The following is a 24,558-nucleotide window of genomic DNA, read 5'->3' on the forward strand; positions in this document are numbered from 1 at the left end:
CCGGAGGAAGACCCGTGCGACGCCGCCCCCGCCCCGTGCGCCCGATCCGTGAACGCCTGCAGCTGCTCGCCGTCGCCCTGCTGGCCGTCACCACCCTGCTCGCGGCCTGGGGCGGCTGGTCCTGGTACGCCGCCGCCCACGACCGCACCGGCGAGCTGGCCCGGGCCAGGGACCAGGTGCTGGCCGCCGGGGAGCAGGCGGTGCAGAACCTCAACACCCTCGACCACGCCGCGCTGGCCCCGGGCCTGGACCTCTGGGAACGCTCCACCACCGGTGAGCTGCACGCCCAACTGGTGCAGGGGCGGGGCGAGTTCGAGAAGCAGGTGCAGCAGGCCCAGTCGACCACCACCGCCCGGGTGCTGGACGGCGCCGTCACCGAGCTGGACGAGCGCACCGGCCAGGCGGCCGTCATGGTCGCGGTCCGGATCACCGTCCGCACCGCCAAGGAGACCCAGCCCACCAGCAAGGACAGCCGGATGCTGGCCCGTCTGACCAGGACCGCCGAGGGCTGGAAGCTCAGCGCCCTCGGCCAGGCCCCGATGGGCACCACCACCACCGGCCGGTAAGGAGCGAGCAGCGATGTCCACCACCACCCGACACCTGATCAACCGTCAGCGCCGCCTGGCCGCGGCCGCCCGGCCCCCGGCGACGGCCGTCCCGTCCCCGGCCCCCGCCCCCGTCCCCGCGCCGGTGCGCCGCCGCCGTCGGCTGTCGGCCGTGCTGCTCGCCCTCGCCCTGCTGCTCGCGGCGTTCGCCGCCTACGCCTCCTACGCCGCCGCCGGGCTGCGGGCCGACTCCGGGCGGCACAACACGGCGCTCACCGACCCGGCCCGGACCAGCGAGGCCAAGGGGCAGCTCAGCGAGGCGGTGAACGCCCTCTTCTCCTACGACCACGCCGACCCGGCGCGCACCGACCGGGCCGCCGCCCGCTACCTGACCGGCGGCGCGGTGGAGCGGCACAAGGCGCTGCTCGCCGAGGTCCGGACCCAGGCCGAGGCGAAGAAGCTGGTGCTCACCACCACCGTCACCGACGCCGCCGTCTCGGCCCTGGACGGCGACCGGGCCCGGCTGCTGGTCTTCGCCGACCAGCGCAACACCAGCACCGCCGCCGACGCCAAGGGCGGGCCGACCTACTCGGCCGCGATGTTCGCCCTGGACGCCGTCCGCTCCGGCGGGGGTTGGCGGATCGAGGCCATCGACACCTTCGGCCGGTGAACCGGCGGCCACCCTGACGGGACGTCAAGGAGGCGGGGCCGTGGCGTGCGGAAATGGCGGAGAAGTGTTCGTGCGGTGACTGGTACGTTCAGGGGCCTGATCATCGATCGCCAGAAGGACCCTGCATGACGACGCAAGCCCCGCCGCCGGATGCCACCGACCCGTGGTCGCCACCGGCCGCGGACGCGGCACCGGCCGAGCCGGCCGTCGCCCCCCAGCCCGCCCCCGGGTACGGCCCCGTCCCGCACCAGGCCCAGGGCCAGTACCCCGGCGGTGCGCCCGGCGTCCCGCCGTACTGGCCGCCGTACCCGGTGGCGGCGCCGCAGCCGCGCAACGGGCCCGGGGTCGCGGCGCTGGTGCTCGGCATCGTCGCCGTGGTGATGGTGCTGGTGGTCCTCCTGTTCTGGGTCGCCTGGCTGCCCGCGCTGGTCGCGGTGGTGCTCGGCGGCATCGGGCTGCGCAACGTCCGCAGGGGTCTGGCGACCAACCGGGGCATGGCCCTGGCCGGGGTGATCCTCGGCGTCCTGGGCCTGCTCGGCGCCGTCGTCGAGGGCGGCTTCGTCGCCTGGGCCGCGCACGAGGCCGTCCAGGAGCGCAAGGCCGAGGAGAACGCCGCGCGCCAGCGGGCCGAGGCCGAGATCAAGCGGCTGGACGAGGAGCGCGAGCGCCGCCGCAAGGAGGCCGAGGAGAAGGCGGCCAAGGAGGCCGCGGAGGAGCGGGCCCGGCAGCTGGTCTTCGGTCAGAGCTACACCTACCCCGACGGTCTGAAGGTCACCGTGTCGAGCCCGGAGCCCTACGCGGTGGACCGGTACACCAGGCTGCTCGACGGGGCCAAGGCCTTCCAGGTGACCATCACCGTGGTCAACACCGGCTCGCAGCCGGCCAAGATCGCCGGCCTGCCCACCGTGCGCGAACCGAGCGGCAACTGGTACCAGCTGCTGATCGACGGCAGCGGACGGGCGAAGTTCCTCAGCTCCGACCCGCTCCAGCCCGGCCAGCAGAGCGTCGGCAAGTACGCCTACGCCGTCCTGGTCGCCCCCGAGCAGCTCACGGTCGAGTACACCCCCGACCTCGTCGGCCACAAGACCGCCCGGTGGAGCACCACCGACCGCTCCGGCTCGGTCTGACGCTCCGCCACGTTCCCGCACACGAACCGCCAGAAGGACCCCGCATGACCACTCCCGCCCCGCTGCCCGAAGCCCCCGACGCCCCCGGCACCCCCGACGCCCCCGAGGCGGCGGCACCGGCCGAGGTCCCCGCCGCGCCCCCCGCTCCTGCCGCCAACCCGTTCGCCGCGCCCGACGGGCAGCCCGGAAACGAGGCGCCCGGAAACGAGGCGCCCGGAAACGAGGCGCCCGGGAACGGGGTGCCCGGTCAGGCTCCCCCGTACCCGGGAGCGGTCCCGTACTGGCCGCACTCCTACCCGATGCCGCCGGCGCCCCGGAACGGGCTGGGCGTCTCGGCCATGGTGCTCGGCATCGTGGGCACCGTGATGGCGCTGACCTACGTGCTGTTCTGGGTGGCCTGGCTGCCCGCGCTGGTCGGCCTGGTCCTCGGCGTGGTCGCGATGGGCCAGGTCCGCAAGGGCGTCGCGACGAACCGGGGCACGGCGCTGGCCGGGGTGGTCCTCGGCGTCTCGGGCCTGCTGCTCTCGGCGGCCGGTGGCGGGTTCTTCGCCTGGCAGGTGCACGAGGCGAGGCAGGAGGTGAAGGCGACGGAGAACGCCGCCCGGGAGCGGATCGAGGCCCAGGAGAAGCAGCGGCAGGCCGACCTGGAGAAGCGGCGCGCCGAGATCGAGGAGCAGCGCAAGCGGACCGAGGCCGAGCAGGAGCGGAAGGCCGCCGAGGAGCGGTCCCGGCACCTGGCCTTCGGCCAGAGCTACACCACCCCGGACGGCCTGAGGTTCACGGTGGAGAAGCCGGGGCCGTTCTCCCCGGACGAGTTCGCCCAGGGGATCGCCAAGGGCGACAAGGTGGTGGAGGTGGTCATCACGGTGACCAACACCACCGGTGAGCAGCGCACCATGCAGTTCAACTACCTCAAGCTCACGGACGGCGTGGGCGGCCGCGCCGAGACCGTGGTCGACGGCAGCGGGCGGCACCAGCCGCTGGGCCGCTCCGTCCCGGCCGGGCAGACGATGACCGGCCGGGAGGCCTTCGCCGTTCCGCCCGGCGCGACGGACAAGGTCGAGGTCTCCTTCGACTACGACCTGACGAACCGCCGGACCATCTACTGGACCGGCTCGCTCTGACCTCCCGTCAGCGGGTGGGCAGGTAGTAGGGCCGCTGGTGGGCGGCGACCGGGGGCGACTGGTAGGCCCAGGCCGCCGTGGCCGGGGTGTCGCCGAGCAGGGCGGCCAGGTCCTGGCCGACCGGGGAGCCGGGGGCGTGCAGGGCCAGGCGGGTTCCGGTGCCCTCCAGGTCGTACCAGGTGCCGGGGTGGTGGACCGCCATCGGGCCGGCCAGTGCCCGGCCCTCCGCGGTGGTGCCGTAGCCGGTGATCGGCGTGTGGTTGACCACGGTGGACGGACGGTCCGTCAGGTCGACCTCGAAGGAGAGCAGCGGCCCGCTCCCGTCCCGGCAGTCCACCCGCCAGGTGCGGCCGTCATCCGGCCCGTTCGGCGAGGGCATCAGGGACTCGAAGCTCCCCGGGTACTTGGGTTCGGCGTACAGGCGGCGGCCGGCGTCGATCGCCAGCGGGTTGTCGCAGAGCACGTGGATCCGGGCGATGCCGGTCAGCCCGGTCCGCTCCCAGCCGTGGGCGTACTGGCGGTACGTCAGCTCGGGGAGCCGGTCTGCCGCGCCGACGGGGTGCGCCAGCAGGTTGACCTCGATCTCCTGGGTGATGCCGCCGCCGCCCGGGTACTGCGCGAAGTACAGCTGGTAGTTGACGGAGACCACCGCGCTGCCCTCGAACTCGGCGGCGGCCAGGGCCGGGTGGTGCTTGCCCAGCAGGGCGCGGACCGGGCCCGGGTCGACCAGGAAGTCCAGGCCGACCATGTGCAGCGCGCCGTAGTGGAACGGCACCCGGTACGGCTCGGGGACGGGCGGCAGGGGCAGGGGGCTCATCGGGGCACTCCGGTGGGCGAGACGGTGGCGGGGCGGTCGCGCTCGGCCAGCTCGGCCTCGATCCGCTCGGTGGAGCGCAGGGCCAGCGCGGCCATGGTCAGGGTCGGGTTGGAGGTGGCCACCGAGGGCATCGAGCCGCAGCCGACCGCGTACAGGCCGGGGTGGTCCCAGCAGCGCTGCCACTGGTCCACCACCGAGTCGGCGGGGGAGTGGCCCATCAGGTGGGTGCCCGCGCCGTGCCCGGCGCCCCGGTAGGCGTAGGCGCGGCCGTCCCGCTCGAAGCGCCCGGGCCACAGGGCGGCCGGCGAGTAGTCGGTGTGGTCCTCGGCGCCGAGCAGGGCGAAGAGCTGGTCGGAGACGGCCGCGGCGGCGGCCATGCCGTCCCGGACGTACGCGTCGACGTCGTAGCGGACCACCGGGCGGGGCAGGCCGAGCGGATCCCGCAGGGTCGGGTGCAGGGTGATCCGGTTGGCCGGGTCCGGCGGCTGGTCCAGCTCGAACTGCAGGGCGAACTGACGGCCGATCCGGTCCGTCACGGCGGCCCGCAGCTCCGGGCCGAAGTGCCCGCGCCCGTCCGGCCCGCCCTCGCGCAGCAGTCGGGCGATCTCGCCCGAGGGCGCGCCGGCGGCCCAGGCCCAGCCCCAGTTGCCGATCTCCACCCGGAACCCGGCGCGGCGGGCCCGGCCCGCCCCGGTGCGGAAGCCCTCCAGACCGGAGGTCGAGCCCGGTCCCCGGTAGGGGCCGGTCTGATCGGGCATCAGGCCCCAGGTGAGCAGCACCGGGTGGTCCATCAGGTTGCGCCCCAGCTGGCCGCTGCGGTTCGCCAGACCGGAGAGCAGCAGCAGCTTGGCGTTCTCGACGGCGTGCGCGGTGAGCACCACCACGTCGGCCGTGGCGGCGCGGCGCCGGACCTCGCCCCGGTGGTCCAGCCACTCCACGCCGGTGGCCCGGCCGGTGCCGTCCACCAGCACCCGGCTCACCACGGCCTGCTCCACCAGGGTCACCGAGCGGGCCCAGGTGCCCTGGGTGCGCAGCGGCGTGTACTTCGCGCCCGAGGGGCAGTGCGGGATGCAGGACGCGTGCCCCTGGCAGCGGCTCTCCGGGTCGGGGCGGCCGTCCGCTCCCTGCGGCAGGAAGCCGCGGCCGCGGTCGTAGCCGGGGTGGGGGAGCCCGTTACGGGCCTGCGGGGTGCCGGTGACCCGCAGCTCGACCAGCTCCCCGGTGACCGGGTCGGTGACCTTGCGGGTGTCCAGCTTGCAGGCCATCACGGTGTCGAGGTGACTGGGCGGCAGGGCGCGCATCGGGTAGACGTACCCGTCCGGGTACTCCAGGCCGAGCCGCTCGCGCTGCTCGGTGACGTCCGCGCAGACGCCCAACTCCCGCTCCGCCTCCCGGTACCAGGGCTCCAGGGCGGTGTAGTCCAGCGGCCAGTCCCGCCCCCGGCCGTAGCGCGAGGGGCGGAAGTCCTCCGGCAGCATCCGCGGGGCCAGCCCCGTCCAGACGTTCCCGGTGCCGCCGGTGGCGCGCAGGTAGCCGCTGCCGTACGGGAGCGGTCCGGCCTGGACCAGGTAGCCGCCGGGCGCGGGCGGGTCGGTGACCTCCGGCCAGGGCGCGCCGGCGGTCTGCGGGAAGGCGAGGGTCGGCAGCTTGAGCGGCCCGGCCGACTGCGCCGCCAGCAGCTCGGCCGTACCGGGCGGCCGGGCCCCGGCCTCCAGCACCAGCACCCGCCGGCCGAGCGCACCGAGCCGGGCGGCCACCAGGGAGCCCGCCACCCCGGAGCCGACCACGATCACGTCGTAGTGCCGGTCCGCGGCCCCGGCGCTCACGGCCGGGCCCCCGGCACCGGCGGCTGCGACCAGCCGCCGAAACCGTCCGCCCCGGCGCCCGGGGCGTGGGTGCCGACGGCCCGCCAGACCAGCCCGGCCTCGTACGCCCGGGCCGAGACCGGGACGGGCAGCCCGCCGCCCAGCGCCCAGCTGCCGGTGTACCAGAGCAGGGCGAGCGCCCGGGCGCCGTCCAGCGGCGCACCCGGGCGGGCGCCGTCCCGCAGCACCTGCCGCAGCCCTTCGGGGCCGAGCTCGCGCAGGGCCACCGCGCGGTACTCCGCGGCCCGGCCGGTGGCGAGCAGTTCGCCCTCGGTGTGGCCCGTCAATTCCGCCGAGACGGCCAGGAACCGGGCCGTCTCCTCTTCTTCGCACCACGCTGACACGGGCCGTCACCTCCGCCGACAGTTCGTCAGGACACTGTCCGCAATCGCTGCCCCGGTGGGGGGAGCTCATGCACGGCGGGATGAGGATGGCGAGATTCCGCCCTCCCGGGGCAGGACCGGTACCCGGCCGTGTCAGGTCGGAGACGTTCCGGGAATACCGTCGGAGCACGGACGGAGCTACTGCGGGGGTGGCGTGATGGAAGGTCAGGGACGGGGAGCGCGGCGGTGGGCGTTCCTGCGGTGGTTGCTCCGGCCGGTCGGAGGGCGGGACCGGCCGCACTCGCCCGCGGCGGAGGAGTCCCGGAGCCGGTGGTGGCCCTTGTGAGCCGACGGGGCGGGCCGCCGGAACGGATCCGGTGGCCCGCCCCGCCCGGAGGGGTCAGCGCTGGGCGCGGCGCTCGGCCTTGGCGGCGGCCTCCGCCTCGTCCTCGGCCTCCGCCTGCTCCAGGGTGGGAGCGGTGCCGCCGAGGTGGGCGGGCATCCACCAGGTGTCGTCCGGGCCTGCCGGCTTGCCCGGGTACTCGCGCTGGGCGCGGTCGAGCATCTCGGTCATCGCGGCCCGCAGGCGCCGGGTGACCATCACCGGCTTGTCCTCGGGAGTCAGCACGATCGGCTCGCCGATCATGATGGTGACCGGGACGTGACGCTTGGTCAGGGTCTTGGGCCGGCCCTTGGTCCACAGCTGCTGGGTGCCCCAGAGCACCACCGGCAGCAGCGGGGTCCCGGAGTCGGCCGCCATCCGGGCCGCGCCGGTCTTGAACTTCTTCAGGGTGAACGAGCGGCTGATGGTCGCCTCGGGGAACACCCCGACCACCTCGCCCTCGCGCAGCGCCTTGACCGCCGCCTCGTACGCGGGCTGGCCGTCGGCGCGGTCCACCGGGATGTGCTTCATGCCGCGCATCAGCGGGCCGGAGACGGCGTGCTTGAAGACGTCGTCCTTGGCCATGAAGCGGGTTTTGCGCCTGCCGCCCTTGAAGGCGCCGAGGCCGGCGAAGAGGAAGTCCAGGTAGCTGATGTGATTGCTCACCAGCACCGCGCCGCCCTTGGCGGGGATGTGCTCGGCGCCGACGATCTCGATCCGGCAGTCCAGCGCTCTGAAGGCGGTCAGCGCCGCCGCGATCACCGGCGGGTAGACGAACTCTGCCACGGTCAGCCCTACTTCCAGCGGGCCTGGGCCCGGTCGGGTGGCCCCGGGGTGCGGGTGGGGCCGACCGGAGGCGGGCACGCCGCGGTGGCCACGGGGTGATACAGGCGCATGATCCCCCGAAGCGGGGGTCGATGTCACGCCGGTCCGCACCGTGGCCGCCGCGGCGGGCGGGATCGCGGGTGCTCAGCCGCCGGGGCGGAGTTGGTTCCGGCGCAGCAGGAGGTACATCTCACAGCCGAGGCAGTAGCCGAAGGCCGCGTTCAGGAAGGCGGCGCCGAGCGCGGCCGCGGTGGCCGCCAGGCCCAGGACGGGCGCTCCGGCGAGGTACCCGACCGTGCCGACCAGGGCGAACGCGAGGCCGACCCCCTGGGCGAAGCGGGGCGGGCGGTCGTCCTCCAGCTCGGCCGGCGGGCCGAGCCGCGGGCGGACGGCCACCCGGTAGAGCCATCCGTAGGGGGAGCGGCCCGCGAGGGAGAGGGCGAAGACGGCGGCCTGGGCGGCCAGCGGCCACCAGCTGCCGGTGACCAGGACGGCGGCCAGGACGAGGGAGGTGAGCGCGGCGGCGAAGCGCGGCCCGCGCGGGTCGATCTGCACGTGGACTCCGAGGTGACGGAACGGACTGCGAGCTGACGGAGTCTCAGCGACAGTGGCTCGTCGTGACCCGGCACAGGTCGATCACTCGACGGCGGGTCAGACGGGCGGAGTCCATGGACCGGATCGTACGCCCGGCGGCGGGTGCGGCCCAGGGGTGTCCGGCAGGTGGTCGCGGGCGACCCCGGGCCGGGGGCGTGGCCCCCTTCCGGGTGAGATGCCGCACACTGGTGCGGTGACCGGGTTGTGGGTGTGCGTCGGAGTGCTGGTGCTCGCGGGCGGATTCGGCCTGGCGAGGAAGCGGTGGGACGGGAGGGTGAAGGTGCGGACCAAGGACGCCTCGCAGGTGCTGGTGGCGGACGAGCTGGGCGCGGAGCTCGGGGAGCGGGCCACCCTGGTGCAGTTCTCCACCGCCTTCTGCCAGCCCTGCCGGGCCACCAAACGGGTGCTCGGCGAGGTGGCCCAGATGGTGCCGGGCGTGGCGCACGTGGAGGTGGACGCCGAGCTCAACCTCGACCTGGTCCGCCGGCTGGACATCCTGCGCACACCGACCGTCCTGGTCCTGGACGCGGCCGGCCGGGTGGTCCGCCGCGCCTCCGGCCAGCCCCGCCGCGCGGACGTCATAGCCGCCCTGGGCGAGGCGATCTGACGGACGGTCCGAGCCCCCGTCCGCTCGGGTGGATCTTGTCAATACCGTCCGATCTCGTTCAATCTCACAGCGGATCGGCCGCCCCGTCAGGGGGTACGCGGCGCCGCCTGGGGCAGGATGGGGCGCAGACGGCAGTGCGGTCGTCCTGGGCCCTCCGGGCCGTGGGCGGCACGGGGTGCGGAGCGCCCGGCCGGACTGCGGCAGAGCTAAGCTACTGGCCAGTAGTGACGGCTAAGCTACTCGCGAGTATGCTGCCAGCAAGTTCCGGACGGGCACAGGAATCCGCTGCCCGGAGTGGGTGCGTGGCGTGTTCGCATCCACTCGCGCGGCCGCTGCCGCCGGACGAGACCAGTACAGGAGACAGGCCGTGAGCTTGAGGATCGTTGTCTGTGTGAAGTACGTGCCCGACGCGACCGGTGACCGTCGCTTCGCGGACGACACCACCACCGACCGGGACGCCGTCGACGGCCTCCTGTCGGAGCTGGACGAGTACGGCGTGGAGCAGGCGCTCCGCATCGCCGAGGCCCACGGCGACGCCGAGGTGACCGTCCTCACCGTCGGCCCGGACGACGCCAAGGACGCGCTGCGCAAGGCGCTGTCGATGGGCGCCGACAAGGCCGTCCACGTGAACGACGACGACATCCACGGCACCGACGTGATCGGCACCTCGGCGATCGTCGCCAAGGCCCTGGAGAACGTCGGCTACGACCTGGTCGTCTGCGGCATGGCCTCCACCGACGGCACCATGGGCGTCCTGCCGGCCCTGCTCGCCGAGCGCCTGGGCGTCCCGCAGGCCACCCTGCTCTCCGAGGTCTCCCTGGAGGGCACCACGGTCAAGGGCCGCCGCGACGGCGACGCCGCCACCGAGCAGCTCGAGGCCGAGCTGCCGGCCGTGATCTCGGTCACCGACCAGTCCGGCGAGGCCCGTTACCCCTCCTTCAAGGGGATCATGGCCGCCAAGAAGAAGCCGGTCCAGTCGCTGGACCTGGACGACCTGGGCATCGAGGCGGACGAGGTCGGCCTGGCCGGCTCCTGGACCGCCGTCGAGGCCATCGCGGCCCGCCCGGCCCGCACCGCCGGCACCATCGTCAAGGACGAGGGCGAGGGCGGCAAGGCGCTGGCCTCCTACCTGGCCGAGCAGAAGTTCATCTGACCACCCGTTAGTGCCCCACGATCCATCAGGAGCAAGAAATCATGGCTGAGATCCTGGTTCTCGTGGACCACGCCGACGGTGTGGTCCGCAAGCCGGCCCTCGAACTGCTGACCCTGGCCCGCCGCATCGGCGAGCCCTCGGCGGTCGTCCTGGGCGCCGGTGCCGCCGCCGCCGACATCGCCGCCAAGGCGGGCGAGTTCGGTGCGGCCAAGGTGTACGTCGCCGACGCCGACGAGTTCACCTCCCAGCTGGTCGTCCCCAAGGTCGACGCGCTGACCCAGATCGCCAAGGCCTCCGGTGCCGCGGCCGTCCTGGTCACCTCCTCCGGCGAGGGCAAGGAGGTCGCGGCCCGCGTGGCGCTGCGCCTCGAGTCCGGCATCATCACCGACGCGGTGGACCTGGAGGCCGGCGACGGCGGTCCGGTCGCCACCCAGTCGGTCTTCGCGGCCTCCTTCCAGGTCAAGTCGAAGGTCTCCAAGGGCACCCCGGTCATCACCGTGAAGCCGAACTCGACCAGCCCCGAGGCCGCCCCGGCCGCCGGCGCCGTCGAGAACGTCGCGGTCGAGTTCACCGGCAAGGCCGCCAAGGTCACCGCCCGCACCGCCCGCGTCTCCTCCGGCCGCCCGGAGCTGACCGAGGCCGCGATCGTGGTCTCCGGTGGCCGCGGCGTCGGTGCCGCCGAGGGCTTCGGCGTGGTCGAGGAGCTGGCCGACGCGCTCGGCGCGGCCGTCGGTGCCTCGCGCGCCGCCGTCGACGCCGGCTGGTACCCGCACACCAACCAGGTCGGCCAGACCGGCAAGCAGGTCTCCCCGCAGCTGTACGTCGCGGCGGGCATCTCCGGCGCGATCCAGCACCGGGCCGGCATGCAGACCTCGAAGACCATCGTGGCCGTCAACAAGGACCCCGAGGCCCCGATCTTCGAGCTGGTCGACTACGGCGTGGTCGGCGACCTGTTCGCCGTCCTGCCGCAGCTCACCGCCGAGGTGAAGGCCCGCAAGGGCTGAGCCCGCCTCCAGGCACCCGGAGCCCCCGTCGGAGCGTCACGCTCCGGCGGGGGCTCCGCCGTTCTCGCGAGCGGGCCCTTCCCGGAGGGCCCGGCCGTAGGCCGGTGGTCCGGCCGGCTGGTGGGTCAGTGGGTCAGGACCGCGTCCGGGTGCGGCCGGAGGTCACCGTGCGGGACCGCGGGTACCCCGGACACCCCGGACACCGGGACCTGAGGGGCCGTCAGCCGCCAGCAGGTCGGTGCGTCCTCCCGGCCGAGGTCGTAGAGGCGGTACTCGGTGCGCGGGCCCGTGGCGGTGGCCAGGGTCGACTGGAGCAGCACCTGGTCCCCGTCGGTGACGGTCCGTTCCAGCCGCCGGGTGCCGGTCCGCAGCTGCCGCGGTCCGTACCCGTGTGCGCCGAACCGGCCGCACAGCCGCTCGGCGTACGCGAACTCGCCCTCGGCGCCGAGCAGCGCCAGCGCCCGTTCGGTGAGGCGCCGATGGGAATCGGGGGCCGGGATCTCGTAGCGCCGCAGATGGAGCGGGGCGAAGGGCCGCTCCGGCAGGGCGCCGAGGGCGTCCCAGTGCTCGACCAGCAGGCCGTCGTGCACCCGGAACAGGTCGACCGCGCCGAGCGGGCCGCCGGGCAGGCCCTCGCAGACGCCGACCAGAACGAGGAGCTCGCCCTCGCACAGGGTCAGTTCGAGGCCGTACCGGAAGTCCGGCGGCAGCCCGGTGAGGACGGCGCCGAGCCGGTCGGCCGGGCCGGGGTCGGTCACGGCCCCGTGCTCGCGGTAGTGCGGGGCGCACAGGGCGTCGGCCGCCGCCCGGTCCAGGGTGTCGAAGGCTCGCTCGATCCGGCGGGCCAGATGGTGCGTCACACCGATCTCCTCGGCTCTGTCGTGGCGGCGCCCCGGAGTGTGCGGGGCGCGGGCTCCGGCACGTGGCGGCCGGGCCACTCTGATGCATCGGGTGGGACGGGGGACGACTCCAGTGGTCCGGGGGGAGCGGTGTGTCAAGACTGGCGCGCCGTCAAGAGGTCGTGCACCGACGGTTCTGCGGGGCGAGCGCGGAGTGCGGGGAGCGGCGCACCACCAGCGCGTGCTCCCCTGCGCCGATGAACCACCGTTCGCTGGGCGCTCACCGGCTCGTTCCACCGGGCATGACGGGATCGGCACCCCGCCGCCCGGCAGGTCGAACAGTGGAGGCCGCCATGCCCCGAACACCCCAGGACAACGCGGCCCTGCGCCTGCTGCTGGCGCAGGCCGGCTGGACCGGGGAGGAGTTCGCCCGGGCCGTCAACGCCGTCGGGAGGGAGAGCGGACTGCGCCTGCACTACCAGCGGGCCTCGGTCAGCCAGTGGCTCAGCGGTACCCGGCCCAGGCCGCCGGTGCCGCTGCTGATCGCCGAGGCGCTCTCCCGGCGGCTGGGGCGGCCGGTCGACCCCGTCGAGGCCGGGCTGGCCGGGGCCGGGGCGGGAGGTTTCGGGTCGGGAGGTGTCGGGTCCGACGGGGCGTCCTCCGACGGGACGTCGGGGGACGGGGCGGAGGCTCGGTACGCGCCGGGGCTGCTGCGGGCCGGGGCCGCGGTGTACCGCACCGCCGACCTGGAGCTGCTGCCGCCGAGGCCCGGGGTGGTCCGCCCCCGGCGCCCGGTGGAGGGCGGCGGCGAGCGGCTCGGCGGACGGCACGTGGCCTGTGTCGAGGAGCTGACCGCACAGTTCTCGTACAGCGACCACCTGACCGGCTCGGGCACCGTGCTCCGGGCCCTGAGCGGCTTCACCGCCAGCGTCGCGCTGCCCTGGCTGCGGCTCAGCGCCAGCCCCGTCACCCGCCGCTCGCTGCTGGGCAGTTGTGCCCGGTTGGTCACCCTCGGCGGCTTCCTGCACCTCGACCACGGGCGGAACGGGACGGCCCAGCGCTGGTACCTCACGGCGGCCGAACTCGCCGACGAGAGCGGTGAACCGAAGACCCTCGCCCTGGTGCTGCGGGCGCTCAGCGTGCAGGCGCACCGGCTCGGCCACCACGAGGCCGCGCTCCGGCTGGCCGATCGGGCACTGTCCGTGGCGGGCCGCTCCGACCCGCGCACGCTGGCCTTACTGCACGGTCAACTCGCCCTGGCCCGCGCCTCGGTGGGCCGGCACCGGGAGGCCGTCGGGGCGATCCGGCAGGCCGAGCGGGAGCTCGACCGGGCCACCGGCCCGTGGCCCAGCATCGGCGGCTACAACGCCGCGGCCCTGGCCCACCAGCGGGCCGAGGTGCGGCAGCGCATCGGCGATCGGGCCGGGGCCCTCAGCGATCTGCGGCTCTCCACCCGGCTGCGGCCGGCCCAGGAGCCCCGGGCACAGGCGCTGGTGCTCGCCCGGCTCGGGGAACTCCACCTCGAGGCGGGGGAGTTGGACGCCGCCTGCCTGGCCTGGGAACGCTTCCTGAGCCTGCGCACCGGGCTGCGGTCCCGTCGGATCGACGAGGCCCAGGCCGCCATGCGGGCGGCCCTGCTGCCGCACCGGCGCAGCCCGCACGCCTCGCACCTGCTCAACTCCCGCTCCACGGGGGGCTTCCGGCCCTGACCGGGGGAGTCGGAGGTGGGGTGGGAGTCGGAGGTGGTGAGGCGGAGGGAGGGGGGACGGCGAGTCGGGTGATGGCGGGTGGTGGGGCGTGCGGTCATGGGGGCGGGGTCCGCCTCGCCTCCTGTTCCGCGTACGCGGTGAACGCGTAGGCGCAGCCCGTCCACACGTGGATCCGGGTGGTGCCGGTCCCGTCGGGGCCGTCTTCGGCTCGCCGCGACGCGTGGGCCACCTGCCCCAGGTCGGTGTCGGTGACCACGGGGGCCTCCCAGGTGCCGCCGAGGGCGGCGGTGGCGGTGGCGAGCGCGCCCAGGGGGTCGTCGCGGTCCAGGCCGGTGGGGCCGAGCAGGGCGCTGAGGCCGTCGGAGTCCGTCTGGATCCGGCAGCCCGGCTCGCCGATCCGGGCCCGGACCGCCCGTGCGAGTCGCTCCGCCGAGCCGGGGACGGGCACCTCGGCCTCCACGGTCACGCACACCGCCATGCCGAACAGGTCGTCGAGGAGGCCGCCGAGCTCGACCGCCTCCTCGGGGGTCAGGCCGCCTTCGAGCACCAGGTCCTCGGGTTCGTCGCTCACCCGCGCGACTCTCCCAGCCGGGATCCCGGGCGGCAATGCCTTTCCCGCCCGGGCCGGGGGAGCCACTGGTGACGGGTGGGGCGCACGGGCCGTCGAGGCGAGCGCTCCGACGCTCCGTCAGCACACCACCGTGCGCCCCTGGGTGGAGACGATCCGGGGCCGGTCCGATTCCGAAGATCACGGGGTGTGCCGGGCGGGGTGTCCGGCCATCGGACCAAGGACGGAGACGGCACGTGCACCGGTCGACGAGGACGGAGTTCTTCCGAACGGAAGGCGCCATGACGGACCAGGTCACCGTGGTGACCGCGTTCGACCACCCGGCGCGGGGCACCGTTCACTGCCCGGCCGCGCCCCTGCTGGCGGCCTGGCTGGAGGTGCTCGGCATCCCGCACACGACCGGCCCGGTCGTGCCCCGGGGCGCGGCCGAACCGGCCGAGCGGCACCAGGGCCGCCCCGGCCTGCTGGCCACCACCTACCTGGACCCGGCGGGCCGCCCGGTCGGCCTGGCGGCCGCCGCGCCCGCCCGCCTCGCCGGGGCGGCCCGCCGGGCGGTGCTCGGCTTCACGGCGGCGCTGCGCACCCGCCGGGTCCTGCTGCCCGGACCGCCCGCCCCCTGCGCGGCCTGGCCGCCCGTCACCACCCCGAGGCCGCGTCCGGCCGGCGCGCCTGACGGTCCTTCGGTCCTGCCGCCGCCGGCCGTCGGTCCGCTCGCCGCCGGACGGTCCGCCGGCTGCTCCGCCGCCGCCCAGGCCCGGCGGACCGCCGACAGTCGCCTCGCGGAGGGCGAGACGCTGCTGCTGGTGGGCACCGGCACCGGCGCCTACGGCACCGGGCTGCCCCGGGTCGTGCTCCCCGGCCACCCCGAGGATTTGACGGTGGGTACGGTGGAGCAGGCCGAACGGATCGCACCCGCCACCCCGGAGCGGCTGGCCTTCGTCACCGCGCCCTGCACTCCCGTGCAGGAGGTGCGGGACATCCTGACGGTGCTGCGCCGCAGGTTCCCGACCCTGCGCGGCCAGCACCCCGACCAGTGGTGCTACCGCGCCTCGGACCTGCGCGACGCGGCCGAGTCGGCGGTCCGGCAGAGCGACCTCGTGCTGCTGCTCGGCTCCTTCGGCCCGGTGCTGCCCGACTGGCTCCCGGCCGGCCGCACGGTCCGCCCCGGCGGCCTGGCCGGGCTGCGGCCCGAACTGCTCGCCGAGGCCGCCACCCTGACGGTCCTCGAACCCGTGCCGGGCCCGCCCGGCTCGCTGACCACGGCCGGGCTGCTGACGGTGCTCGGCGGTCTCGGCCCGCTGAGCACGGTGGACCGCCGGGCGGCCAGCGAGGTCCGTGGTGTCACGGCGGGCCTCCCCGGTGCTGTGCAGAACGCCGCCGTGTCAAGCACCCGCTGACGGAGGAACCGCAGGTCGGCGGGGGTGACGGGTGGTCAGGAGCCGGTCGGCGTTCATCCGACGGATGCCCCGGGCGGGTGGCGGCCCGTGGACCGGCCGCCGCCGCCCGCCCGACGATGGCGGTACGACCGGACGACGACCGCTCGGTGGCGTGCCCCGAGCGGAGAGTGGATGGCATCCCGATGGAAGAGCTCCAGACCGGCGCGACCAAGCCGAGGCACCTCACCTGTGCCCGCTGCAACTCCGCCGTCGAGGCGGAGTACGCGGGGGAGACGGTGGACGCCGAAGGCCGTCGGCTGCACACCTGGCGGGGCGGCGCCTGCCGGAACCCACAGTGCTCGGAGGCCGCCGGCCGGGGCATGGCGGGCCTCTGACGTCAGGGAGCCGGGGAACTGCGCGGTGGGGGACGGCAGTGCGTGCAGCTGGCTCGTCTGCCCCGATCTCGCAGTGGGCTGCCTTCCGGGCTCGCGCAGTTCCTCGCGCCCCTGGGGTGTTGCCCTGCCGTCCGTCGGTGGGTCGGTGGGACGCACCTCGTGGCTGGTGGGTGACGGCACGCCGGTAGAGTCCGGGCCATGGGACTCCTGACGGCACTGGACGGTGCGTACGGCGATGCCGCCGACGCCCTGGTGATCGACGGTCATCCGCTCTCCCGGGAGCACCTGCTGGGTGCCGCCGCCGCGGTGGCCGACCGGGTGGCCGGGGCCCCCGCGTTGGCGGTGCTGGCCACGCCGAGCGCGCAGACCGTGGTGGCCGTGGTGGGCGGGCTGCTGGCAGGGGTGCCGGTGGTGCCGCTGCCGCCGGACTCCGGGCCCAAGGAGCGCGAGCACATCCTCCGGGACTCGGGCGCCGCCCTGCTGGCGCAGGCCGCGGGCGCCGCGCCGGTGGACGGGATCGAGGCGCTGCCGGTGGACCTGACGGTCCGTTCGGCCGCGACGTACGCCGAGCCGGCCGCCGACCGGCCCGCGTTCGTGCTCTACACCTCCGGCACCACCGGCGCCCCGAAGGGCGCGGTGATCCCGCGCTCCGCCGTGGCGGCCGGCCTGGACGCGTTGGCCGAGGCCTGGCAGTGGAGCGCCGAGGACACCCTGGTGCACGGCCTGCCGCTGTTCCACGTCCATGGCCTGGTGCTCGGCGTGCTGGGAGCGCTGCGCACCGGCAGCCGGCTGGTGCACACCGGCCGCCCCGCGCCGCAGGCGTACGCCGCGGCGGGCGGCTCGCTCTACTTCGGGGTGCCGACCGTCTGGTCCCGCGTCACCGCTGACGCGCCGTCGGCCCGCGCGCTGGCGGGGGCGCGGCTGCTGGTCTCCGGCAGCGCCCCGCTGCCCACGCCGGTCTTCGAGCGGCTGCACGCGCTGACCGGCCACGCGCCGATCGAGCGGTACGGGATGACCGAGTCGCTGATCACCGTGTCCACCCGGGCCGACGGCGAGCGCCGCCCCGGCAGCGTGGGTCTGCCGTTGGACGGGGTGCGCACCCGTCTGGTCGGCGAGGACGGCGTCCCGGTCGAGCCCGACGGCGAGAGCGTCGGCGAGCTCCAGGTGGCCGGGCCGACGCTGTTCACGGGGTACCTGAACCGGCCGGACGCGGACGCCGAGGCGTGGACCGCCGACGGCTGGTTCCGCACCGGGGACGTCGCGGTGGTCGAGCCGGACGGCTTCCACCGGATCGTCGGCCGGGCCTCGGTGGACCTGATCAAGAGCGGCGGCTACAAGATCGGCGCCGGCGAGGTGGAGGCCGCGCTGCGCGACCACCCCGCGGTGGCCGACGCGGCCGTGGTCGGTGCGCCCGATCCGGACCTCGGTCAGACCGTGGTCGCCTACGTCGTCGCCGACGGTTCGGTGACGGGCGATCAGCTCACGGCCTTCGTGGCGCAACGGCTCTCCGTGCACAAGCGGCCCCGGCGGGTGGTGCTGGTGCCCGACCTCCCGAGGAACGCGATGGGCAAGGTGCTGAAGAAGCGGCTGCCCGAGTTGGACTGAGCGACCGGCCCGGTGGGCAGGCGTGCCTGCCCTGAACAGGTCAGGAAGCTGGCGCGTGCGGCTGACACATGCCGTACGGCCGGGAAGCGACGGTCGCCCGACCGGGCAGGCATGGGCCGGGTCCGGGCGGGGGACGACCGGGAGGTGAGGGCCGGTGCACGACCGGCGAAGGGCGGGGGAAACGTGATCGTCTGGGTCAACGGGACGTTCGGCGCGGGCAAGACCAGCGCCTGCCGGGAACTGGTCGGCCTGCTGCCGGGCAGCGTGCTCTACGACCCCGAGCTGGTCGGCTACGGCCTGCGGCACATCCTGCCGCCGGACCGGATGGCCACCGTCTCGGACTTCCAGGACCTGGCCGCCTGGCGGCGGCTGGTGCCCGAGGTGGCGGCGGCCCTGCTGGCCGAGGTGCCCGGGCCGCTGGTGGTGCCGATGACGCTGCTGCGCGAGGACTACCGGGACGAGATCTTCGGCGCGCTGGCCGCCCGCGGCCTGGCCGTCCACCACCTGGTGCTGGACGCCGACGAAACGGTCCTGCGCGAGCGGATAGCCGCCCGCGAGGAGTGCCCCGACGACCCGGCCGCCAGCGCCCGGCTGCGGAGCTGGTGCGAGGAGCACCTGCCCCAGTACCGTGCCGCCCGCCGCTGGCTCAGCCGGGACGCCCACCTGGTGGACACGACCGGGCTGACGCCCCGTCAGACCGCCGAACGGCTCGCCGAACTGGTCGAGCAGGGCACCGCGCGCTGCCCGATCGTGCAGAGCGCCGACTCCACCGGCGACACCGTGGCCGCCGCCGTCCTGCTCTTCGACGACCAGGACCGGGTGCTGCTCGTCGACCCGGTCTACAAGCCCGACTGGGAGTTCCCCGGCGGCGTGGTCGAGCGTGGTGAGGCCCCCACCGACGCCGCCCTGCGGGAGACCGTCGAGGAGCTCGGCCTGCGGCTGGAGGCCTCCGCGCTGCGGCTGCTCGCCGTCGACTGGGAGCCGCGCACCGGTCCGCGCCGCGGCGGCCTGCGGCTGATGTACGACGGCGGCCACCTGGACGCCACTGCCCGGGCCGCCCTGCGGCTGCCCGCCGAGGAGCTGCGCGGCTGGCGCTTCGTCACCCTGGACGAGGCCGCCGGCCTGCTCCCGCCCAACCGGCTGCGGCGCCTGGCCGCCGCGCTCGACGCGCGCGAGCGCGGCGAACTCCGCTACCTGGAGGCCGGACTGCCGGCCGCGGTGGGAGCGGGAGCCTGACCCGGCTCGACGCACAGCACGAACCGCACGAACCGCACGAACAGCACGGAACGGAACGGAACCGATGGACGACGGCTGGAAGAAGGACCGGATCGGCGCGGCGCTGCGGGGTGAGAACCCCACGGTGCTGCGCCGGCTCCCCGGCGGCTTCGCCGTGATCGGCGACGTGCAGTTCCTTCCCGGGTACACGGTCCTGCTCGGCGAGGACCCCGCCGCCGGACGGCTCTCCGACCTGACCCGCCCTCAGCGCACCGCCTTCCTGGACTCCATGGCCCTGCTCGGCGAGGCCGTCGAACGGGCCTGCGCCCGCCTCGATCCGGCCTTCCGCCGGGTCAACCTGGAGATCCTCGGCAACACCGACCCGTTCCTGCACGCCCACGTCTGGCCCCGCTACGACTGGGAGCCCGCCGACAAGGTCGGCCACCCCGTCTGGCTCTACCCGCGCGAGCACTGGACCGGGCCGGCCCACGCCCTCGGCCCGCGGCACGACGCGCTGCGCAGCGCGATCACCGAGGAGCTCGACCACCTCGGGGACGCACCGTGAACGACGACCGCACCGTGGAGTTCGTGCCCCGGGACGAGCGGATCAGGCTGACCGTGCTCGCCGTTCTGCTGCTGGCCTTCGGGCTGCCCCAACTGCCGGAACTGGTGCGGGCCTGGGGCGTCCCCGAGGACGAGCTGATCCACTTCCCGCAGTGGATGTTCTGGGTGATGTTCGGGGGGCCCGCCGCGGTGGGCTCGGCGCTGCTCTGCCGGGTCTGCCTGCTCGGCCTCCGCGCCGACGCGCAGGGACTGGTCAACCGGTCGCTGGTCGAGACCCGGACGACGCCGTGGTGCGAGGTGGCCGCCATCGGGTACCGCCCGCGCCACACCTGGGGCCCGGCCGGAGCCGCCGGCCTGGTCCTGACGGACCGCCAGGGCCGGGACACCCACCTCGCCTCCACCGCCCCGTCGCCGGGGGACGGCGCCGCCCAGGAGGCCCGGCTGTCGCGACTCCAAGCACTGCACACCGGCCACCTGACGGCGTGTCCGAGCTGCGGCTCCTAGCATCGGCGGTGTGCCCTTCACCTTCAGCCACCCCGCCGCCGTCCTGCCGCTGCTCGGGCGCGGGTCGTGGGTGGCCGCCGGGCTGGTGGCGGGGGCGATGGCGCCGGACGCGCCGTTCTTCGCCGAGTCGGTGCTGCGGGGGAGTTACCGCTACGGCGGGCTGACGCACCGGTGGTGGGCCGTGCCGACGGTGGACGTGGTGATCGCCGGGGCGGCGGCGGCCTGGTGGTACGGGGTGGTCCGGCCCGAGCGGCGGAGCGCGGCGCCGCTCGGGTGGTTCGCCCTCTCGGCGGCCGTCGGGGCCGGCACCCACGTGCTCTGGGACTCCTTCACCCACGAGGGCCGCTGGGGCGTCCGGGTCCTTCCGGTGCTCGACACCCGGGTGGCCGGCGTCCCCCTCCACACCGTGCTCCAGTACGGCACTTCGCTCCTCGGCCTGGCCGCCCTGGCCCCGCACCGCTCCGCCCTCGGCCGCGTGACCCCCGGCGCCGCCGCCGTCCTGACCGCGGCCGCCGCCGCGGGCGCCCTGCACCGCCTGGCCCGCCACGAACGCGGCCGGATCGACGAGCTCTGCTTCGGCGCCGGCACCGGCGCGGCCCTCGGCGCGACGCTGCTCGGCGCCCTGCGGCGGTCAGCCCCGGCGGGCCGCCGCCCGTAGGTCGGCCAGGGTGAGCACCCGGTAGCGGTCCTCCTGGTTAGTCGAGGACCTGCTGGTCCTCCTCCCAGCTGCCGGGGCTGAGCAGGACGGTGGTGATCGCGGACATGCTCCCATGATGACGGAGAGCGTGCCCGGCCCGGCAGCCGGGCCGGGCCGGCGGAGGGTGGGTCAGGCGGTGCGGGAGGCGGCGTAGTTGCGGAGGAAGAGGGCCTCGGTGAGGGACATCTTCTCCAGTTCCCGCGGGTCGACGCTCTCGTTGACGGCGTGGATCTGGGTGGTGGGGTCCTCGACGCCGATGAGGATGATCTCGGCTTCGGGGTAGAGGGTGCGCAGGGTGTTGCAGAGCGGGATGGAGCCGCCCTCGCCGGAGACGACCATGGGGGTGCCGAAGGACTCCCGCATGGCCTCGGCCATCGCGGCGTAGGCGGGGCCGCTGGTGTCGGCGCTGAACGGGGAGCCGCTGCCGAGCCGCTCGACCACGGCGTGGGCGCCGAGCGGGACGGCCGCCTCCAGGTGGGCCACCAGGGCGTCCTGGGCGGCCTTCACCTCGGTGCCCGGCGGGACGCGCAGGCTGACCCGGGCCGTGGCGGCGGACTGGACGGAGGAGGCGCCGCCGACCACCGGCGGGCAGTCGATGCCGAGGACGGTGACGGCCGGGCGGGCCCAGAGGCGGTCCGCCACGGTGCCGGTTCCGGTGAGGGCGACGCCGTCCAGCACCTTGGCGTCGGCGCGGAACTGCTCCTCGGAGTACTGGACGCCCTGCCAGGTCTGACCGGTGGTCAGACCGGCCACCGCGCAGTCGCCGTTCTCGTCGTGGAGCGAGGCGAGCACCTTGACCAGGGCCTGCAGCGCGTCGGGGGCGGCGCCGCCGAAGGCGCCGGAGTGCAGGTTCCCGGCCAGGGTGGTGATGCTGATCGAGGCCTCGGCGATGCCGCGAAGCGAGGCGGTGACGGTGGGCAGGCCGGGGGCGAAGTTGCCGGTGTCACCGATCACGATCACGTCGGCGGCGAGGAGTTCGGGGTGGGCCTCGGCGTAGCGCTCCAGGCCGCCGGTGCCCTGCTCCTCGGAGCCCTCGACGATCACCTTGAGGCCGACGGGGTAGCCGCCGTCCACCTGCCGCAGCGCGCGCAGGGCGGTGAGGTGCATCAGGACGTTGCCCTTGCAGTCGGCCGCGCCGCGCCCGTACCAGCGGCCGTCGCGCTCGGTCAGCTCGAAGGCGGGGGAGTGCCAGCCGGACTCGTCCAGCGGGGGCTGCACGTCGTAGTGCGAGTAGAGCAGTACGGTCGGGGCACCCGCCGGTCCGGGGAACTCGGCGTAGACGGACTGGGTGCCGTCGGGGGTGTCCAGCAGCCGGACGTCCGTCAGGCCCTCGGCGGCGAAGGCGTCGGCGACCCACCGGGCGGCCTTGTGGCACTCCTCGACGGGGAACTGGCGGGGGTCGGCGACGGAGGCGAAGGCGACCAGGTCGGTGAGGTCGGCCTTGGCCCGCGGCATCAGGTCGCGGACGGCCGTCGCCAGGGACTGCTCGGTCATCAGGAGTGCTCCGGGGGTGGGGAGGGCACCGTGGGAAACCAGGTGTTCGGGTGGTTTCGATCATAGGCCGCCACTCTTGGAGGGCTGGATCCTCCGCAGGTCCGGCGCACTAGGATTGCTGCCTGTGACTGACACCGGTAGCACCCTCGGCCAGGACCTCTCCGACCAGCCCGCCGTGCCCGGGCCCGATCCTGACGCCGCGTCGGACGCCGTGGCGCGGGAGCAGGACCCGCTGGGCGGCGTGTGGGACGTGGTGGTGGTCGGCGCGGGCCCGGCCGGATCCTCGGCCGCGTACGCGGCGGCGAAGCAGGGGCGCCGGGTGCTGCTGCTCGACAAGGCCGAGCACCCCCGGTACAAGACCTGCGGCGGCGGCATCATCGGCCCCTCCCGGGACAGCCTGCCGGAGGACTTCAAGCTCCCTCTGCAGGACCGGGTGCACGCCGTCACCTTCGCGCTCGGCGGCCGCTTCACCCGCACCCGTCGCTCCAAGCGGATGCTCTTCGGCCTGGTGAACCGTGACGAGTTCGACCTGCGCCTGGTGCAGTCCGCCGAGCAGGCCGGGGCGGTGCTGGTCACCGGCGTCACGGTCAGCGGGGTCGAGCAGCCCGAGGGCCCCGGCCTCGGCAGCGGACGGACCGTCACCGTCACCACGGCGGACGGCCGCCGGATCGAGGCGCGCGCGGTGGTCGGCGCCGACGGCAGCGCCAGCCGGATCGGCCGCCACGTCGGGGTCTCCTTCGACCAGATCGACCTCGGCCTGGAGGCGGAGATCCCCGTCCCCGAGCAGGTCTCCCGGGCCTGGGAGGGCCGCATCCACCTGGACTGGGGGCCGCTGCCCGGCAGTTACGGCTGGGTCTTCCCGAAGACCGACTCCGGCTCGTTGACCGTCGGGGTCATCTCGGCCCGCGGCGACGGCGAGGCGACGAAGCAGTACCTGGCCGAGTACATCCGGCAGTTGGGCCTGAGCGGGTTCACCCCGAGCGTGGAGTCCGGCCACCTGACCCGCTGCCGGGCCGAGGACTCACCGCTCTCCAAGGGGCGGGTGCTGGTCGCGGGCGACGCGGCCGGGCTGCTGGAGCCGTGGACCCGGGAGGGCATCTCGTACGCGCTGCGGTCGGGCCGGCTGGCCGGCGAGTGGGCGGTCAAGGTGGCCGAGGCGGACGGCACGACGGACGTCCGCCGGCAGGCGCTCAACTACGCCTTCGCCGTCAAGGCCGGGCTGGGCGTGGAGATGCGGGCCGGCAAGGTGATGCTCGGCGCCTTCGAGAAGCGGCCGCACCTCTTCCACGCCGCCGTCTGCCTGGTCGGCCCGGCCTGGCGGGCTTTCGCCCGCACCACCCAGGGGCACACCACCTTCGCCCAGATCATGCGTGACTACCGGGCGGCCCGCCGGCTGGCCTCGGTCGCCGCGCGCTGAGGAAGTGGTGGTGCCGGGGGCGCGGGGCCCTGCTGATCGGCGGCTCCGCCCCGGGGCGCGCGGGGGAACGGCAGTACGTGCAACCGGCTGACGTGCCCCGATCTCACGCTGGTCCGCCTTCCGTACCCGCGCCCGCGCGGCGGAGCCGCAGGTCAGCAGAGCCTCGCGCCCCCGGGGTGACCACCGTCACCAGCCAGGTGCTGCCGTTCCCCTGCGGGACGCCTACTGCGCCCAGGGGGCCGGGCGGCGCTCCAGGAAGGCCCGCATGCCCTCCTGGGCCTCCGCGGAGCCGAACAGCCGCGCCGACTGGGCGACGCGCTCCTCGGCGTCCTGCTCGAACGACGCGACCACCCCGGCGTTGGCGAGCCGCTTGGTCTCGGCCAGGCCCTGCGGCGAGCACAGGCGGAAGGCGTCCAGGAAGACCTTGAGCGCCGCCGCCACGTCCTGCGTCGCCTCCGTGACCAGGCCGATCCGGGCCGCCTCCACCGCGTCGAAGGTCTCGCCGGTGAGGTAGTACCGCGAGGCGGCGCGCGGGTCGAGCTTGGGCCGCAGCGGGAGCGAGATGACCGCCGGGGCCAGACCGAGGCGGACCTCGGTGAAGGCGAAGGTGGACTGCGGGCCGGCCACCACCAGGTCCGCGGCGCCGAGCAGGCCGAGGCCGCCCGCCCGGACGTGGCCGTCGACCGCCGCGACCACGGGCTTGGGGCAGTCCACGAGGGCCCGCTGGAGGTCGACCAGCCCGCGCGGTCCGACCGTCGGGTCGTCGCCGGTGGCCTCGGAGAGGTCGGCCCCGGCACAGAACACCTTGCCGGTGTGGCCGAGCACGACCGCCCGCACGCCGGGGTCGGCGGCCGCGTCGGCCAGACCCCGCGTCAGTTCCGCCATCAGCCGGGTGGAGAGGGCGTTGCGGTTGTGCGGGGAGTCCAGCTCCAGGGTGGTGACGCCATCGGCGGTGGTGACGCGGACGAACGGTACCTCGCGGGTCATCGCGGCTGTCCTGCTTTCCGACTGAGGGTGTTTCGGACTGAGGGTGTTTCGGACGTGGGCCGGGCGGGCGGGGCGGGGGGGGGCGGGCCCCCCCCCCCCCGGGGGGGGGGGGGGGGCGCCCCCCCTGGGGAGAGCGGGGGGGGGGGGGAGAG

At 75.2% G+C, this 24,558-nt stretch carries 25 protein-coding genes; 16 read left to right on the forward strand and 9 right to left on the reverse strand.

From position 1 onward, the window contains the following. Positions 1 to 14 precede the first annotated feature (14 nt). From ACWCYY_RS38245 to ACWCYY_RS38260, 4 genes are all read left to right on the forward strand, one after another. Positions 15 to 566, forward strand: coding sequence for a hypothetical protein (locus tag ACWCYY_RS38245; RefSeq protein ID WP_380148699.1), 552 nt, complete (start codon positions 15 to 17; stop codon positions 564 to 566). 13 nt (positions 567 to 579) lie between these two features. Further along, positions 580 to 1,215, forward strand: coding sequence for a hypothetical protein (locus tag ACWCYY_RS38250; RefSeq protein ID WP_449798676.1), 636 nt, complete (start codon positions 580 to 582; stop codon positions 1,213 to 1,215). A 125-nt stretch (positions 1,216 to 1,340) separates the two neighbouring features. Further along, positions 1,341 to 2,342, forward strand: coding sequence for a DUF4190 domain-containing protein (locus ACWCYY_RS38255; RefSeq protein ID WP_345289460.1), 1,002 nt, complete (start codon positions 1,341 to 1,343; stop codon positions 2,340 to 2,342). Positions 2,343 to 2,386: 44 nt separating this feature from the next. After that, positions 2,387 to 3,466, forward strand: coding sequence for a DUF4190 domain-containing protein (locus ACWCYY_RS38260; RefSeq protein WP_449798677.1), 1,080 nt, complete (start codon positions 2,387 to 2,389; stop codon positions 3,464 to 3,466). Between the two features lie 7 nt (positions 3,467 to 3,473). On the opposite strand, the gene ACWCYY_RS38265 is transcribed toward ACWCYY_RS38260, so the two are convergent. The 5 genes from ACWCYY_RS38265 to ACWCYY_RS38285 form a co-directional block, all read right to left on the reverse strand. Further along, a complete protein-coding gene (locus ACWCYY_RS38265; protein ID WP_345289462.1) occupies positions 3,474 to 4,283 on the reverse strand; it encodes a hypothetical protein in 810 nt (269 codons plus the stop codon). Then, a complete protein-coding gene (locus ACWCYY_RS38270) occupies positions 4,280 to 6,109 on the reverse strand; it encodes a GMC family oxidoreductase (protein WP_345289463.1) in 1,830 nt (609 codons plus the stop codon). The genes ACWCYY_RS38265 and ACWCYY_RS38270 overlap by 4 nt, the downstream gene beginning before the upstream one ends. Then, positions 6,106 to 6,492 carry a hypothetical protein gene (locus ACWCYY_RS38275; protein ID WP_345289464.1) on the reverse strand — a complete coding sequence of 129 codons (387 nt, stop codon included), beginning with the start codon at positions 6,490 to 6,492 and terminating at the stop codon, positions 6,106 to 6,108. Before ACWCYY_RS38275 ends, ACWCYY_RS38270 begins: the two co-directional genes overlap by 4 nt. Before the next feature lie 379 nt (positions 6,493 to 6,871). Continuing rightward, complete coding sequence (locus ACWCYY_RS38280; RefSeq protein WP_449798678.1) at positions 6,872 to 7,639, reverse strand: lysophospholipid acyltransferase family protein; 768 nt, start codon at positions 7,637 to 7,639, stop codon at positions 6,872 to 6,874. Positions 7,640 to 7,822: 183 nt separating this feature from the next. Beyond that, a complete protein-coding gene (locus tag ACWCYY_RS38285; protein ID WP_345289466.1) occupies positions 7,823 to 8,233 on the reverse strand; it encodes a DUF4395 domain-containing protein in 411 nt (136 codons plus the stop codon). Between the two features lie 232 nt (positions 8,234 to 8,465). On the opposite strand from ACWCYY_RS38285, the gene ACWCYY_RS38290 reads away from it, so the two are divergent. From ACWCYY_RS38290 to ACWCYY_RS38300, 3 genes are all read left to right on the forward strand, one after another. Then, entirely contained in the window at positions 8,466 to 8,879 is a 414-nt protein-coding gene (locus ACWCYY_RS38290) for a TlpA family protein disulfide reductase (RefSeq protein ID WP_345289467.1), read from the forward strand. Between the two features lie 367 nt (positions 8,880 to 9,246). Next, the gene (locus ACWCYY_RS38295) at positions 9,247 to 10,032 is read left to right on the forward strand and encodes an electron transfer flavoprotein subunit beta/FixA family protein (RefSeq protein ID WP_345289468.1); all 786 of its coding nucleotides are present in this window, start codon (positions 9,247 to 9,249) and stop codon (positions 10,030 to 10,032) included. A 41-nt stretch (positions 10,033 to 10,073) separates the two neighbouring features. After that, positions 10,074 to 11,036, forward strand: a complete 963-nt coding sequence (locus ACWCYY_RS38300; RefSeq protein WP_345289469.1) for an electron transfer flavoprotein subunit alpha/FixB family protein — start codon at positions 10,074 to 10,076, stop codon at positions 11,034 to 11,036. A 125-nt stretch (positions 11,037 to 11,161) separates the two neighbouring features. Here ACWCYY_RS38300 and ACWCYY_RS38305 read toward each other — a convergent pair whose 3' ends face one another. Continuing rightward, positions 11,162 to 11,896, reverse strand: a complete 735-nt coding sequence (locus ACWCYY_RS38305) for a nuclear transport factor 2 family protein (RefSeq protein WP_449798679.1) — start codon at positions 11,894 to 11,896, stop codon at positions 11,162 to 11,164. 332 nt (positions 11,897 to 12,228) lie between these two features. Between ACWCYY_RS38305 and ACWCYY_RS38310 the strand changes: the two genes are divergently transcribed. Further along, positions 12,229 to 13,584, forward strand: a complete 1,356-nt coding sequence (locus ACWCYY_RS38310; RefSeq protein ID WP_449798680.1) for a hypothetical protein — start codon at positions 12,229 to 12,231, stop codon at positions 13,582 to 13,584. Between the two features lie 94 nt (positions 13,585 to 13,678). Here ACWCYY_RS38310 and ACWCYY_RS38315 read toward each other — a convergent pair whose 3' ends face one another. Next, positions 13,679 to 14,155: a hypothetical protein gene (locus tag ACWCYY_RS38315; RefSeq protein ID WP_449798681.1), complete on the reverse strand. Its 477-nt coding sequence runs from the start codon at positions 14,153 to 14,155 to the stop codon at positions 13,679 to 13,681. A 278-nt stretch (positions 14,156 to 14,433) separates the two neighbouring features. Between ACWCYY_RS38315 and ACWCYY_RS38320 the strand changes: the two genes are divergently transcribed. From ACWCYY_RS38320 to ACWCYY_RS38350, 7 genes are all read left to right on the forward strand, one after another. After that, the gene (locus ACWCYY_RS38320) at positions 14,434 to 15,549 is read left to right on the forward strand and encodes a hypothetical protein (protein ID WP_449798682.1); all 1,116 of its coding nucleotides are present in this window, start codon (positions 14,434 to 14,436) and stop codon (positions 15,547 to 15,549) included. A gap of 182 nt (positions 15,550 to 15,731) precedes the next feature. Further along, complete coding sequence (locus tag ACWCYY_RS38325) at positions 15,732 to 15,923, forward strand: hypothetical protein (RefSeq protein WP_345289474.1); 192 nt, start codon at positions 15,732 to 15,734, stop codon at positions 15,921 to 15,923. A gap of 198 nt (positions 15,924 to 16,121) precedes the next feature. Further along, positions 16,122 to 17,528 (forward strand): acyl-CoA synthetase, encoded by a 1,407-nt coding sequence (locus tag ACWCYY_RS38330; RefSeq protein ID WP_449798683.1) that lies wholly within the window; start codon positions 16,122 to 16,124, stop codon positions 17,526 to 17,528. A gap of 183 nt (positions 17,529 to 17,711) precedes the next feature. Beyond that, positions 17,712 to 18,764: an NUDIX domain-containing protein gene (locus ACWCYY_RS38335; RefSeq protein WP_345289476.1), complete on the forward strand. Its 1,053-nt coding sequence runs from the start codon at positions 17,712 to 17,714 to the stop codon at positions 18,762 to 18,764. 64 nt (positions 18,765 to 18,828) lie between these two features. Then, positions 18,829 to 19,308 carry a diadenosine tetraphosphate hydrolase gene (locus tag ACWCYY_RS38340; RefSeq protein WP_345289477.1) on the forward strand — a complete coding sequence of 160 codons (480 nt, stop codon included), beginning with the start codon at positions 18,829 to 18,831 and terminating at the stop codon, positions 19,306 to 19,308. Then, positions 19,305 to 19,811, forward strand: a complete 507-nt coding sequence (locus tag ACWCYY_RS38345) for a PH domain-containing protein (protein WP_449798684.1) — start codon at positions 19,305 to 19,307, stop codon at positions 19,809 to 19,811. The genes ACWCYY_RS38340 and ACWCYY_RS38345 overlap by 4 nt, the downstream gene beginning before the upstream one ends. 10 nt (positions 19,812 to 19,821) lie before the next feature. Then, positions 19,822 to 20,469 (forward strand): DUF4184 family protein, encoded by a 648-nt coding sequence (locus tag ACWCYY_RS38350; RefSeq protein ID WP_449798685.1) that lies wholly within the window; start codon positions 19,822 to 19,824, stop codon positions 20,467 to 20,469. A gap of 168 nt (positions 20,470 to 20,637) precedes the next feature. Here the strand turns inward: ACWCYY_RS38350 and ACWCYY_RS38355 are convergent, their stop codons facing one another. Beyond that, a complete protein-coding gene (locus tag ACWCYY_RS38355) occupies positions 20,638 to 22,002 on the reverse strand; it encodes a M20/M25/M40 family metallo-hydrolase (protein WP_449798686.1) in 1,365 nt (454 codons plus the stop codon). Between the two features lie 175 nt (positions 22,003 to 22,177). On the opposite strand from ACWCYY_RS38355, the gene ACWCYY_RS38360 reads away from it, so the two are divergent. Next, positions 22,178 to 23,419: a geranylgeranyl reductase family protein gene (locus ACWCYY_RS38360; protein ID WP_380148773.1), complete on the forward strand. Its 1,242-nt coding sequence runs from the start codon at positions 22,178 to 22,180 to the stop codon at positions 23,417 to 23,419. A gap of 222 nt (positions 23,420 to 23,641) precedes the next feature. Here the strand turns inward: ACWCYY_RS38360 and ACWCYY_RS38365 are convergent, their stop codons facing one another. After that, positions 23,642 to 24,406, reverse strand: coding sequence for an enoyl-CoA hydratase family protein (locus ACWCYY_RS38365; RefSeq protein ID WP_345289481.1), 765 nt, complete (start codon positions 24,404 to 24,406; stop codon positions 23,642 to 23,644). Between the last annotated feature and the right edge of the window lie 152 nt (positions 24,407 to 24,558).

The organism is Kitasatospora sp. NPDC001664 (assembly GCF_053596675.1).

Excerpts from the sequence above, each read along its gene's own strand:
- ACWCYY_RS38250 (WP_449798676.1), top strand. The coding sequence starts at position 580 with ATGTCCACCACCACCCGACACCTGATCAACCGTCAGCGCCGCCTGGCC.
- ACWCYY_RS38255 (WP_345289460.1), top strand. The coding sequence starts at position 1,341 with ATGACGACGCAAGCCCCGCCGCCGGATGCCACCGACCCGTGGTCGCCA.
- ACWCYY_RS38260 (WP_449798677.1), top strand. The coding sequence starts at position 2,387 with ATGACCACTCCCGCCCCGCTGCCCGAAGCCCCCGACGCCCCCGGCACC.
- ACWCYY_RS38265 (WP_345289462.1), bottom strand. The coding sequence starts at position 4,283 with ATGAGCCCCCTGCCCCTGCCGCCCGTCCCCGAGCCGTACCGGGTGCCG.
- ACWCYY_RS38300 (WP_345289469.1), top strand. The coding sequence starts at position 10,074 with ATGGCTGAGATCCTGGTTCTCGTGGACCACGCCGACGGTGTGGTCCGC.
- ACWCYY_RS38310 (WP_449798680.1), top strand. The coding sequence starts at position 12,229 with ATGCCCCGAACACCCCAGGACAACGCGGCCCTGCGCCTGCTGCTGGCG.
- ACWCYY_RS38320 (WP_449798682.1), top strand. The coding sequence starts at position 14,434 with ATGACGGACCAGGTCACCGTGGTGACCGCGTTCGACCACCCGGCGCGG.
- ACWCYY_RS38325 (WP_345289474.1), top strand. The coding sequence starts at position 15,732 with ATGGAAGAGCTCCAGACCGGCGCGACCAAGCCGAGGCACCTCACCTGT.
- ACWCYY_RS38330 (WP_449798683.1), top strand. The coding sequence starts at position 16,122 with ATGGGACTCCTGACGGCACTGGACGGTGCGTACGGCGATGCCGCCGAC.
- ACWCYY_RS38340 (WP_345289477.1), top strand. The coding sequence starts at position 18,829 with ATGGACGACGGCTGGAAGAAGGACCGGATCGGCGCGGCGCTGCGGGGT.
- ACWCYY_RS38355 (WP_449798686.1), bottom strand. The coding sequence starts at position 22,002 with ATGACCGAGCAGTCCCTGGCGACGGCCGTCCGCGACCTGATGCCGCGG.
- ACWCYY_RS38365 (WP_345289481.1), bottom strand. The coding sequence starts at position 24,406 with ATGACCCGCGAGGTACCGTTCGTCCGCGTCACCACCGCCGATGGCGTC.